We start from the raw sequence: 12,734 nt of genomic DNA, 5'->3' as shown, positions 1-12,734 counted from the left end.
GGAACTCCTTAATAGTTCTTTGTATAGTCTCGGTGTTTAGCTACCGCTTCTTTTAATTCCTCTAGATTGTCTGATGAGAATTTTTCGAGGATTTCTTGTGCCAGAACCGTTGCCACAACAGCTTCCATAACTACACCTGCAGCTGGAAGAGCAGTCGGATCACTTCTTTCGACTGTTGCCTTATAGGGTTCATGGGTTTCGATATCCACACTCATGAGTGGTTTGTAGAGAGTAGGAATAGGCTTCATAACTCCACGAACAACGATAGGTTGCCCATTAGTCATACCACCTTCAAAACCGCCAAGATTGTTAGTACGACGAGTATAGCCGTCTTCTTTAGACCAGAGAATTTCATCCATAACTTGGCTGCCTTTACGATAACCAGCTTCAAAGCCGAGACCAAATTCCACCCCTTTAAAAGCATTGATAGAGACAACTGCTTGGGCAAGTCTGGCATCTAATTTTCTGTCCCATTGGACATAGGAACCAAGACCAACTGGAACACCTCCGACGACTGTCTCCACAACCCCACCGATGGTATCACCGTCACGCTTGATTTGGTCAATATAGTCCTTGATTTCCTGTTCTCGTTCTTGGTTGACAATAGAAACTTCTGACTGGGCAGCTCGCTCCTTAATCTCAGCCACTGTCAGATTTTCAGGAACATCGATTTCCTTGCCACCAAAGACCACGACATGGTTGGCAATCTCCATATCCAGCTCAGCCAAGAGGCGTTTGGCTACTGCACCAACTGCCACCCGCATGGTAGTTTCACGAGCTGATGAACGTTCCAAAGAATTTCGCAAATCATCAAAACGATACTTGATGCCCCCAACCAAATCGGCATGTCCTGGACGTGGATGGGTAATTTTTCGTTTGCTTTTAAGGCGTTCTTCAATGTCCTCTGCAGACATGATATCCAACCATTTTTGGTGATCCTTATTGATGACATCCATGGTAATGGGAGCCCCTGTCGTTTTCCCGTGGCGAACGCCCGATGTAAAGACAACCTGGTCACTCTCAATCTTCATACGGCCACCACGACCGTAGCCACCCTGACGGCGTTTGAGGTCCCCATTGATATCCTCAGCTATCAAAGGAAGTCCAGCTGGAATTCCTTCAATGATAGCCGTCAGACGGGGGCCGTGTGATTCTCCTGCAGTTAAATATCTCATACGTTCTCCTTATTTTACCAAGTAGTCTTTCATCTCTTCCAGAGAAACTGGGTGAATGGCTGCCGAACCAAGCTCTGGCACCAAGACCAATTTCAAGGTATTGCCACGCGCTTTCTTGTCATGTGTCAAAGCCTGATAAAGCTTGTCAACATCCCAGTTTTCATAGTCAACAGGTAGTCCAAATTTCTGACACATCTCTGTGATAGATTGGGTAATGCCAGCCGGCATGAGGCCTTTTTCCTCAGCAACCTTGGATATCTGCACCATTCCCATGGCCACAGCCTCTCCATGCATGACTTTGCCATAGCCGGCCGTCGCTTCAATAGCATGACCAATAGTGTGGCCAAAATTGAGGTAAAGACGAACACCATTATCCAACTCATCCTCAACTACCATCTTGCGCTTAACCTGACAAGAATGTTCAATCAAGGTCTCTGCATGCTCAAAAATGCTCTCTACAGTACCATCTAGCCCCGTCAAGAGAGTCCATAGTTCTGGATCCTCAATCAAGCCATATTTGATAACTTCACCCATCCCTTCAATCAACTCTCTTTTTCCGAGCGTTTCAAGGACAAGTGGATCGATCAGAACCCCATCTGGTTGGGCAAAAGTTCCTACCATATTCTTAGCAAATGGAGTGTTAACACCTGTCTTTCCACCGATAGAAGAATCCACCTGTGCTGTCAAACTAGTCGGAATCTGAACAAAGTGAATACCTCGCATATAGGTAGAGGCTACAAAGCCAGCCAGGTCTCCAACGACACCACCACCAAGAGCCACAATTCCATCGCTACGAGTCAACCCCTGCTTAACTAGGAATTCATAGACTTTCTGAACAGTGGTTAAATTCTTTCTTTCTTCGCCTTCTAAAAAGTCAAAAACAGCTACCTGAAAACCAGCATCTTCTAAGCTGAGTTTGACCTTCTCTGCATAAAGAGAAGCTACATGGTTGTCTGTTACAATGACCACTTTTTGTGGTTGCCAGAGTTCTCGCAACCACTGACCAGCTTGAGCCAGACAACCTTTTTCAATCTGAATATCATAAGGATGATGAGGAATATCGATTCTGATTTTCATAGGAGATTCTCCCTTTCTTTATTGGTATTTTTCTGTTAAGGACTGCCAAATTTCTTCTGTCGGCATTTCCTTGCCTGTCCACAGTTGAAAAGCTTCTGCAGCTTGATAAAGCAACATTCCCAGACCATTGACGGCGGGATTGCCCTGACTTCTAGCCCATTTCAAAAATGGGGTTTCAAAGGGTTGATAAATAATATCTGCTACTAAGATAGTTTCTGGCAAATTGATGCTTTCTGGAACTGGAGAGGATTTGCCATCCATGCCCACACTGGTGGCATTGATCAGTAAATCCGAGTCAGTAATCCTTTCCTGCAAGACAGGAACATCTTCTAAAGCATACAAGTCCACTTTAAAGCCTGTTTGCTCCTGTAACTTGTCTAGGTAGGGTCTTGTTTTTTCCATAGAAACTGAACGAACAAAGACCGAAATCTGACTGACGCCGTCCAAAATAGCTTGTGCCAAAATGGACTTGGCCGCACCACCTGCACCCAGCAGGGTCATCTTCTTACCTGTAATTGTAAAAGAAGGCAAGCTCTTAAAAAATCCCTTGCCATCTGTATTATATCCAATTAAATTGCCATTATGATTGACAACCGTATTGACCGCACCGATCAAGCGCGCTTCGTCACTCAGCTCATCCAAATAGGGAATTACCTGTTCCTTATAGGGCATGGACAGGTTGATGCCAAACATCTGGTAGCGAAGAATATTGGCCACTGTTTCTGCCAAATCACCCGCTTCAATCTCCCAAGCCACATAAGCACCATTGGTAGCTGTCGCCTCAAAGGCCCTATTGTGAATAAAGGGGGAAATAGAATGCTTAATAGGATTGGCAACAACGGCAGCTAAACGTGTATAGCCATCAAGCTTCATCCAAGATCTCCCTGATTTTTTTCATGTTAGCTAGAGAAATCTGACCAGGGGCACTTGCCTCATCTAGGCTAGCAAAGGACCAGCTAGAACCCGTCACATCCGCAGTGATACGAGAGACTTTACCCACCTTGCCCATAGAAATAGTTACATATTCCTGCTCAGGATTGAGGGTTTTAAAGCCTCGTGTATAGTTCATCAAGTCTAGCACATCCTGTTCCGTGTGAGCCATAGCCGCAACCTTGACAAGTTTTGGATTTAGGCTCGTCAACTCTGACAAGATTTCCATCATGTTTTCAGGCGTTTCTTGGAAATTGTGGTAACTCAAAACGAGATTTGGGAAGTCCAACATTTCCTCAAAAACATCCTTGTAGCTGTAGTACTCAAAATCAATATAATCTGGTTGATAGAGTTGCGCTACTTCCTTGATGAGATGGATATATTCTTCTGGAGAAAGGTCAATTTCTCCCCCTTCAGCACGAGTTCGCAGGGTGAAAACCAATTCACGACCTGCAAATTTTTCAAAAATAGCTGGAGCTACCTGCAAAATCGCTTCCTTAGGCAGATAGTCGGCCCGCCATTCAATGATATCAGCATCCTGATACCTCGTGGCATCCAGAGACTGAGCCTCCTCTAAACTTCTTGGCATTACTGAAACGATTAATTTCATTTACTAACCTTCATACTAATCACCTTGAGGTAATTACTACTTTCATCTTTTTTATTATAGGCGAAATCTGCTGGAAGACCGTATTTGTTTAAAATCTGGTAACTTCTTCCTGCAAAGCCCTTATCAATTTGTTCTGTAAATTTCTGACGGGAAACATTGGCAGCATTGGTACTAGCAATGATAATCCCTCCCGGATTTAAAATCTCAAGACTCTGGGAAATCAACTTGTGATAATCCTTGGCCACAGAGAACGTTTGTTTTTTGTTCCGAGCAAAGCTAGGCGGATCTAGGACAATCACATCGTAAGTCAAGCCTTTTCGCTTAGCATACTTGAAATACTCAAAGACATCCATGACTATAAAACGATGGTCGTCTGTACTGATTCCATTTGCCTGAAAATGCGCTTGAGACAATTCTCGTGAACGTTTGGCTAGGTCAACCGAAGTTGTCAGGCTAGCTCCTCCCATGGCAGCAGCTACTGAAAATGCTGCTGTGTAAGAAAACATATTGAGCAAGGATTTGCCCATAGCCAATCCATCAACTAGACTACCACGAACCTCGTGCTGATCTAGAAAAATTCCTGTCATCAATCCATCATTCATAAAGACTTGATACAGGACACCATTTTCAAGAACAGTGAAAAAGTCAGGTGCTTCTTGACCATAAACATGAGCAGATTCATAGTCTAGACCCTTAAAGCGGATCTTCTCATAGCTTCCTAAAACCTCAGGGAAAACCTGTCTAAAGGCTTCTGAGATGGTCTGACGAATCTGATAAACATAAGAGTTATACCAAGAAAAGACAGCATAGTCGCCATAAAGGTCCACTGTCAGACCCCCAAAGCCATCTCCCTCTTGGTTAAAGAGACGAAAGGCAGTCGTCAAATCATCTTGATAGTAGGCGCTTCTCTTTTCTTTAGCTTGTCTAAACAGCGTTTCAAAGAAAACTTGATTAAAGATCACCTTGTCTTTGCTCACAAACCAGCCCAAGCCCTTGTTTTGCTGAGAAAGGTAGGCAGTCCCAAGAAAGATTCCTTCTTGACTCTGCACTTCTACTTCCTGATCCTTTAGATTGACATTCTCAAGATCACTGGCTTCTAGTAAAACTAAACCTTTAGCGAGCTTCTTTTCAACCCTTTTGCTAACTCTTATTCTATTCATAACTACCATTATATCAAACTTTTAGACAATTCTCAAAAAAGAAACTACCCTTGCTTTTTTACTCTTCTTTTAAAAAATGGTATACTAATACTAATAAAAAATTAGGAAGTAAATGTGTGAAAAGCAATTTTAACAAAATCCAAAAAGCCATCGGTACCAGACTGGGTTTTGTCCTAACCCTTTTAATCCTATATTGGCTCAAAACCTTATTAGCCTATACCGTTGACTTTAATTTAGATATTCAAGTGGGCAAATTACAGGGAAATTATCTTGCCTTTATCGCCTTTTTCAATCCCCTTCCTTTGGGGTTACTCCTGCTGGCTCTAGCCCTCTACGCTCGGTCAACCAAGATCTTTTATGGTCTGAGTATTGCTATTTACAGCCTTTTATTCATTTGGCTCTATTCCAATGTCTTTTACTATCGAGAATTTAGTGACTTTATCACGGCCAATACCATGAAGGTGGTCAGCAAGGTGTCTGTCGGCACTGCAGAACTAGAGTTACTGCGTCCTTGGGATTTCATCTATTTTATGGATTTCCCATTGCTGGCTTTCCTTTTCTATAAAAAACTCATCCAGCTGGACAGGAGACCTTTCAAATTCCGCTCCAGTGTTGCTATCACTGCACTCTCAGCCCTGTTCTTTTCTGCTAATCTTTTCTTGGCTGAAATTGAGCGTCCCGATCTCCTATCGCGAGGATTTTCGAATTATTATGTTGTCCGTGCCCTCAGTTTGCCAGCATTTTTAGGCTATAGTGCCAACCAATCCTATAGCGCTAATAAAGAACGGGCTAAGGCCACTGAGACTGATCTTCAACCTATTACAGATTATATTCAAGAACATTCTGCTAAGCCCAATCCAGACTATTTTGGCTTGGCCAAAGGAAAAAATGTGATTTATCTCCATTTGGAGAGTTTCCAACAGTTCCTACTTGACTATAAACTCAACCTAGATGGAACTGAGCATGAAGTCACTCCCTTCCTAAATTCACTCTACCATTCGCAATCAACCCTAGCCTTTTCGAATATCTTTAACCAGGTTAAGGCTGGTAAAACCTCAGATGCGGAAACCATGCTAGAGACCGGTTTGTTTGGACTTGACCAAGGTTCCTTTATGGTCAATTACGGTGGTACCAATACCCAGCAGGCAGCTCCTTTTATCCTATCAAAAAACGGCTACCAATCAAGTGCTGTCTTTCACGGCAATATCGGGACCTTCTGGAACCGAAATACGACCTACAAACAATGGGGCTACCAATACTTCTTTGATGCTTCCTACTTCACAAAGCAAGACAGTAGCAATTCTTTCCAATATGGTTTAAATGATAAAATCATGATGAAAGATTCTATCCAGTATCTAGAGCACTTACAGCAGCCTTTTTATGCTAAGTATATCACGGTGTCCAATCACTATCCCTATGCTAGCAATCTGACAGGCGATGAGCTTGGTTTCCCACTGGCTAAAACCAAAGATGAAACGATCAATGGCTACTTCCAAACCGCCAACTATCTGGATAGTGCTATCAAGGCCTTCTTTGACTATCTCAAAGAAAGTGGCCTCTATGAAAAATCCATCATCGTCATCTACGGAGACCATTATGGAATTTCCAATTCCCGCAATCCTGACCTAGCACCCTTGATCGGAAAGACTTCTGAGAACTGGTCGAATTACGACAATGCCATGTTGCAACGAGTTCCTTTTATGGTGGTCATGCCTGGTTATGAAAAGGGACAAATCATCAATACCTTCGGTGGACAAATCGATATCTTACCGACTCTTGAACACCTCCTTGGGATTGAGTCCAATTCCTTCCTTCAAGTTGGCCAAGACCTTCTGTCTCCAGACCATCAAGAAATAGTTGCCTTTCGAACTGCCAATTCCTTCGTCACACCAAAATATACTAGCTATGACGGACGAACCTACTATACTGAGAGCGGTCTTGAAATCAGCAATCTTGATGAACAAGCTCAGACTGAACTAGAAATTGTTCGTCAAGCAGCTAGTCAACAGCTGAAAATCAGCGACCAGATTCAAACTGGTGATTTGATACGTTTCTACCAAGCAGATCATCTTGGAAAAGTTGATACAGAAAGTATTTCTTACCTCAATTCTTTGCCAATTCTGCAAAAGATTGAACAGGAAAAAGGTGGTCAATCAACCAGTCTCTTTAGCCAACGACAAGGTAAAACCAGTGCTGACCTTTTCAAGGCACCAAGTTACCAAGAACTCCATCCAGAGTCGGCAGAAACCGAATCAAAATCACAATAAAAGATGCTCTTCCGTCTTGGAGGAGCATTTCTTTTTATCAATGAAAATCAAAGAGCAAACTAAGAAACTAACCTCAGATTAACTGTAAGATTGTAGGTAGAGAGGTTGTATCAGCAATATATGTCTGTCAAATTTAGTGACGAAGATAGTAGAAGATAAATCAGCTTCAGTAGATATCTGGAAAATTTGATTTTATAGAAAAGCCTTTTGTTACAAACTCAATATACTATCAATAAATAATATCATAGAAGCAACAATAATTATAATTTCACCTATTTGAATAATCCTATTTCGAACTCTAAATATATTTTCTATCCAAAATACTTGTATCACACACATTATAGGAATTAAAGTTTTTGAAATTGAAAAATATCCAAATAAATAAACTATAAACAACAATAATAGAACTATATTATATTTCTTATTCAAAACATTCCTCCCTATATTTTTGATTACCAATCTTAATCAATTACAACCACATTATAACAAACTACGAAATCCTTGTTAACAAATATTGCCATTTTTTAAAATTTTTTGTGATTCTTACTTCGATATTGATTTTAGATGACTTTTCGTCTATATTTAGGTGTGAACACAAAGTGATACTTTGTGTGCGATAAACTATGAGCCTTTTATGCCATATTTTTCTCCTTTCGCTTTACAATTGGCTTGAACACCTTTATTGTATCGCGTTTGGAGTTTTTTTGGTATAACCTTCGACACACGAGGCTGGGCAAAAAGTCTTTAAAATCAGAAAAACGCATAATATCAGATGTACTAAAATCTTGATATTATGCGTTTTATTGTGGAAATATTTTTTCGTTTTTTACTAAAATTGAGCTTTTCCCAGTCTATTTTAAAATGTTTGGCGTTTTGCTTTACGCTCTGCACGACCGCGAGCACGATTTTCGGCACGCTTGGTTTTGCGGCGCTTTTCATCAACTGCCCATTGAATTTTCTTCTTATAACCTGGTTTGACTTTTTTCTTTTTCTTTTTAACCAAACCAATCATTTCGATATCGAGCTTATCTTGTTTTTTCTCACGGTTTGCACGACGATCACGGTCATAGGTATCTTGGAATTCTCCATCTTTTACCATCTTCGGAGTAAATTTAATTCCTAATTTCTCCAACTCACGGATATCCGAGTCATCGCTTGGCTGATAAAGAGTAATAGCTGTACCTGGTAGGCCGTTGCGTCCGGTACGACCAACACGGTGCACGAAGAAGGATAAGTCTTGCGGAATGGCATCATTGATGACATGGCTGACACCTTCAATGTCAATTCCACGCGCCGCCAAATCTGTTGCGACAATGTACTCAAAATCCAGATTTTTCACCTGATTCATGATTCGCTTACGTTCACGAGGGGCAATATCTCCATGGATTTTTGCCACCTTCAAGCCTTGAGCAGTCAGATATGAATGCAATTCATCAGCACGCGTTTTAGTGTTAACAAAAATCATTGCCAAATACGGTTGCATCAACTGAGTCAACTGGTAAATTTGAGCATTCTTGTCACGTCCCTTAGTAGAAATCAACCAATTATCAATGGTATCAGAAATGACCGTTTTGGTCTTGATTTTCTCCATAACTGGATTTGACAAGTATTTTTTCAAGAATGGTTGCAGTTTTTGTGGAATAGTCGCTGAGAAGACCATGAATTGCAGATCTTTTGGAAGGCTTCCAGCAATCTTATCAACAGTTTCTAAGAATCCCATATCCAAGGTCATATCTGCCTCATCGACCACAAAGGTCTTGGCCTTGTGAATAGCTAGGTCACCAGACTTAACTAAGTCATAAATACGGCCTGGCGTTCCGATGACAATATGAGGCTGGTTACTTGCCAATTTTTCAATCTGGCGAGTCTTATCTGTCCCTCCCACATAATTAACCACACGAACTTCCACTTCTGAGTAAGCTGCAATCTGACGAGCTGCTTGGTAAATTTGAGTAGCCAACTCACGGCTCGGTGCCGTAATCACTGCCTGTACACTATCACTAACTTCATCTAATTGCTGGAAAATCGGTAACAAGAAAGTGTGAGTCTTACCTGAACCTGTTTTTGATTCACCGACTAGGTCACGACCTGCCAAAACAATCGGAATCAACTTATCTTGCACCTCTGTTGGAGTTGTGAATTTTAACTCCTCCAAGGCTTCACTAATATATTTTTTAAATTGAAATTTCGTAAATGACATAATATCCTCGATTCTATCTATCTTATCAATTATACCACATTTTATTCCATTTCTGTAGTCTCACTTATTTAGGCTATTTCCGGTACCTTTTCTAGTCAGAAAAAGGCTGGAATTTTATAGTTCCAACCTCTTTTCAGTTATTATTTCCAGTTTAAAAGAGCATTCAAACCATAGTGATCACTGACTTGCGGACTCTTGTTACCATCAAATACGACATGTAAATTTTCCACCGCTAACTCTTTGGTAGTAAAGACATAATCGATTCGAAGGGGTTCAGTGTTCCCTTTCCAGCCATCAATTTCTGGTGGAACGGTATAGCTACCGCTTTTCTCTTGAGCAACTTCAAAAGCGTCTTGTAAGCCTAATGGACTAGCTAAAATTGCCTGGTAGCCTTCCTGTCCAGCCGGATTGTTGAAATCTCCAGCTAGCAAAAGCGGCTTGTTCAATTCTTTCAAGACAGCCTCAAATCGTGCCCATTCTTCTTGGAAACCTTTATCCCACCAAGAGAGATGAACACTGGCAACTGCTAGCTCCTTACCATCGACTACAGTCTCAACCAAGGCAACACGGCGAGTATGATAGTCTGTTGGATCATCCACATCTGAAACCAAAATTTCTCTGGCTTCAATAGGTGTTTTAGACAAGATAGCCACACCTTCGTGGTAGCGATCATAACCGATATGGTTATAGGCCCAAGTCCAGTAGTAATTTTTCCCTTGCTCAGACAACTTTTCAACCAAGAGTCTAACATAGTGATCTTTGTGAATAGGCTCAGCTGCTGGCAAAGCTTGATAAAGGTCATTAACCTCCACCTCTGAAGAGGTGATCTCCTGATTGATTTCTTGGAAACAAATCAAATCATAGTCCTTTTCAAGAATATCCTCAAGCAAAATCTGGAATTTTTCCTCTGCTTCTTTCTCCATCCAACTGTGAGTATTGAGTGTTAAAAATTTCATTCTTTTCTCCCAAAATAAGAGGTTGGAATACAGCTTCCAACCTCAAGTATATTACAATTCTACTTTAGCAACTGCTGTTTTAGCTGCAAGAGAACCTGTTTTTTCTAATTTAACTGATTTAATTGCATCACCATTTGTGAAGACAACTACTGTTGAAGTTTCACGACCTGCTACACGGATAGCATCCAAGTCAGCTGTAACAAGTAAGTCACCTGCGGCAACTTTTTGTCCTTCAGCAACATGAACTGTAAATGGTTTACCTTCAAGACTTACTGTGTCCAAACCAATGTGAACCAATACTTCAAGACCTGCTTCAGTCACAAGACCAAGAGCATGTTTTGTAGGGAAGATGCTTGATACAGTACCTGAAACTGGAGATACAATGTTTCCATTTGCAGGTTCTACTGCAAATCCATCACCCATCATTTTTTGAGCAAATACTGGATCTTTTACTTGTTCCAAAGCAACAACTTGACCATCAGCTACTGAGTAAACTTCCTCAGTAAGACCTTTGAAGTGAACAGTGTTTTGTTGTGCTTCAGTCATTTGGCTTGGAAGAGTTTCAGGAATGATTTCACCTGAATCAAGGATATCTTGGATATCAGATTTCAATACGTCAGCTTTTGGACCGTAGATAGCTTGAACCCCTTGTCCTTTCATGACAAGACCCATAGCTCCTTCTGCTTTCCATTGCTCTGCATTTCCTACTTTATCTGCATCTTTAACAGTTACACGAAGACGAGTCATACATGCGTCAACATCAACGATGTTTGCACGTCCACCAAGAAGGTTGATAATGTTTACAGCTTGAGAGCCTGCTGCAACTTTCACTTCGCTGCTAGATTCTTCTGAACCTTCAGCAGTTTCGTAGTTTCCGTTACGTCCTGGAGTTGCGTAGTTGAATTTTTGAATCATGAAGTTTGCGATAAAGTACATGATTACAGCAAAGAGAACAGTTACCCAAATGAAGTTAATGATATCCATACCGATACCAGCACTGATTGCAATAGGTGTACGAGTCAAGAACTCGATTGAACCGAATGAGTGCATACGTAGGTTTACGACGTCAGCCATAGCAAAGGCAGCACCTTGAACAAGTGAGTAAACAAGATACATAGGTGTTGCGACGAACATGAACATGTATTCGATTGGTTCAGTAACCCCTGTCAAGAATGTTGCAAGAGCTGTCGCAATCATCATACCTTTGTATTTGTGTTTCTTGTCAGCATCAACATTACGGTAGATAGCCACAACCACACCCATCAAGATACCGAATGAACCAATCATTTGTCCAACTTTGAAACGAGCTGGGTGAACAGTATCTAACAAGTGTTGGTATTGACTAGCATCAGTACCTTTAAGGTTTACAAGGTCTGTTACCCATGCAAGCCAAAGTGGATCTTGACCAAATACTTGGCTACCTTTTGCTGCACCAGTTAAGACCTCATAAGTACCACCAAGAGCTGTGTAGTTCATTGGGATAGTCAACATGTGGTGAAGACCAAATGGTAAGAGCAAACGTTCCAATGTACCATACAAGAATGGTGCAAGGATTGGAGCAGTTTCTTGTGAGTTAGCAATCCAGATACCAAAGCTATTGATACCAGTTTGCACAAGTGGCCAGAAAGCTGAAAGTACAATTGCAGCAATTATTGAACGAAGAATAACTACAAACGGTACAAAACGTTTTCCGTTAAAGAATGAAAGTGCATCAGGAAGCTTACGGAAGTTATAGTATTTATTGTAAGCAGTTGCTCCAATAAAACCAGAAATGATCCCTACGAACACACCCATGTTAAGTGCTGGGGCTTCCATAACACTAATGAAGTAATCAGCAACTTTGATTTGCCCACCCAATAGTGTTGAAACCATAGCATCTGGATTTTTCAACATATCGCCTGATACGCCAAAGATTGTACCAGTGATACGGTTAATCAAGATGAAGGCAAGACCAGCGGCGAAAGCACCACCAGCACGTTCTTTAGCCCAGCTACCTCCAATGGCTAGGGCGAACAAGATATGAAGGTTAACGATAACCCCCCAACCGATTTGTTCTAGTACACCACCAGTAATAACAAGTGGTGAAAAGGTTGGGTTAATCATCACGATAGACTTACCGATTGAAATCATCAAACCAGCAGCCGGCATAACCGCGATAACCACCATCAAAGCCTTACCGAATTTTTGCCAAAATTCGAAAGACAAGACATTTTTGAATGTATCTTTCATCATTCAAATCTCCTTTATTTTTATTTAGGCAAACGTTTTACGAAAACGTTTGCACCTTTTATGATTTAATTATACCACTTTAATTTTTTTTGTAAAGGCTTTTATAAAAAAAAGTACACTTTTTTCTAAA

At 41.1% G+C, this 12,734-nt stretch carries 9 protein-coding genes and 1 pseudogene; 1 reads left to right on the top strand and 9 read right to left on the bottom strand.

All coding sequences use genetic code 11. From position 1 onward, the window contains the following. Positions 1–8: 8 nt before the first annotated feature. The 5 genes from aroC to O3601_RS04435 are packed head-to-tail and all read right to left on the bottom strand — an operon-like array spanning position 9 to position 4,952. A complete protein-coding gene (aroC, locus tag O3601_RS04455) occupies positions 9–1,175 on the bottom strand; it encodes a chorismate synthase (protein WP_371471354.1) in 1,167 nt (388 codons plus the stop codon). A gap of 9 nt (positions 1,176–1,184) precedes the next feature. Beyond that, entirely contained in the window at positions 1,185–2,252 is a 1,068-nt protein-coding gene (gene aroB / locus O3601_RS04450) for a 3-dehydroquinate synthase (protein WP_371471353.1), read from the bottom strand. An 18-nt stretch (positions 2,253–2,270) separates the two neighbouring features. Beyond that, a complete protein-coding gene (locus O3601_RS04445) occupies positions 2,271–3,125 on the bottom strand; it encodes a shikimate dehydrogenase (RefSeq protein WP_371471351.1) in 855 nt (284 codons plus the stop codon). After that, on the bottom strand, positions 3,115–3,792 hold the full coding sequence (aroD, locus tag O3601_RS04440; protein ID WP_371471350.1) for a type I 3-dehydroquinate dehydratase: 678 nt from the start codon (positions 3,790–3,792) through the stop codon (positions 3,115–3,117). Before aroD ends, O3601_RS04445 begins: the two co-directional genes overlap by 11 nt. Continuing rightward, positions 3,789–4,952: a class I SAM-dependent rRNA methyltransferase gene (locus tag O3601_RS04435; RefSeq protein ID WP_371471349.1), complete on the bottom strand. Its 1,164-nt coding sequence runs from the start codon at positions 4,950–4,952 to the stop codon at positions 3,789–3,791. Before O3601_RS04435 ends, aroD begins: the two co-directional genes overlap by 4 nt. A 116-nt stretch (positions 4,953–5,068) precedes the next feature. Here O3601_RS04435 and O3601_RS04430 point away from each other — a divergent pair, with 116 nt between their 5' ends. Then, the gene (locus O3601_RS04430) at positions 5,069–7,219 is read left to right on the top strand and encodes an LTA synthase family protein (RefSeq protein ID WP_371471348.1); all 2,151 of its coding nucleotides are present in this window, start codon (positions 5,069–5,071) and stop codon (positions 7,217–7,219) included. Positions 7,220–7,782: 563 nt separating this feature from the next. Here the strand turns inward: O3601_RS04430 and O3601_RS04425 are convergent. The 4 genes and pseudogenes from O3601_RS04425 to O3601_RS04410 all read right to left on the bottom strand — a co-directional run. Beyond that, positions 7,783–7,851 (bottom strand): annotated as a pseudogene (locus O3601_RS04425) (IS200/IS605 family transposase); the annotation flags it as partial. Between the two features lie 224 nt (positions 7,852–8,075). After that, positions 8,076–9,419, bottom strand: coding sequence for a DEAD/DEAH box helicase (locus tag O3601_RS04420; protein ID WP_371471347.1), 1,344 nt, complete (start codon positions 9,417–9,419; stop codon positions 8,076–8,078). Between the two features lie 140 nt (positions 9,420–9,559). After that, the gene (locus tag O3601_RS04415; protein ID WP_371471345.1) at positions 9,560–10,375 is read right to left on the bottom strand and encodes an endonuclease/exonuclease/phosphatase family protein; all 816 of its coding nucleotides are present in this window, start codon (positions 10,373–10,375) and stop codon (positions 9,560–9,562) included. A 51-nt stretch (positions 10,376–10,426) separates the two neighbouring features. Continuing rightward, a complete protein-coding gene (locus tag O3601_RS04410) occupies positions 10,427–12,607 on the bottom strand; it encodes a PTS transporter subunit IIBC (RefSeq protein WP_371471343.1) in 2,181 nt (726 codons plus the stop codon). Between the last annotated feature and the right edge of the window lie 127 nt (positions 12,608–12,734).

The organism is Streptococcus sp. 20925_1_69 (genome assembly GCF_041432365.1).
Lineage (GTDB): Bacteria > Bacillota > Bacilli > Lactobacillales > Streptococcaceae > Streptococcus.
This window is presented reverse-complemented; position numbering and strand designations above follow the sequence as displayed.

Excerpts from the sequence above, each read along its gene's own strand:
- aroC (WP_371471354.1), bottom strand. The coding sequence starts at position 1,175 with ATGAGATATTTAACTGCAGGAGAATCACACGGCCCCCGTCTGACGGCT.
- aroB (WP_371471353.1), bottom strand. The coding sequence starts at position 2,252 with ATGAAAATCAGAATCGATATTCCTCATCATCCTTATGATATTCAGATT.
- O3601_RS04445 (WP_371471351.1), bottom strand. The coding sequence starts at position 3,125 with ATGAAGCTTGATGGCTATACACGTTTAGCTGCCGTTGTTGCCAATCCT.
- aroD (WP_371471350.1), bottom strand. The coding sequence starts at position 3,792 with ATGAAATTAATCGTTTCAGTAATGCCAAGAAGTTTAGAGGAGGCTCAG.
- O3601_RS04435 (WP_371471349.1), bottom strand. The coding sequence starts at position 4,952 with ATGAATAGAATAAGAGTTAGCAAAAGGGTTGAAAAGAAGCTCGCTAAA.
- O3601_RS04420 (WP_371471347.1), bottom strand. The coding sequence starts at position 9,419 with ATGTCATTTACGAAATTTCAATTTAAAAAATATATTAGTGAAGCCTTG.
- O3601_RS04415 (WP_371471345.1), bottom strand. The coding sequence starts at position 10,375 with ATGAAATTTTTAACACTCAATACTCACAGTTGGATGGAGAAAGAAGCA.
- O3601_RS04410 (WP_371471343.1), bottom strand. The coding sequence starts at position 12,607 with ATGATGAAAGATACATTCAAAAATGTCTTGTCTTTCGAATTTTGGCAA.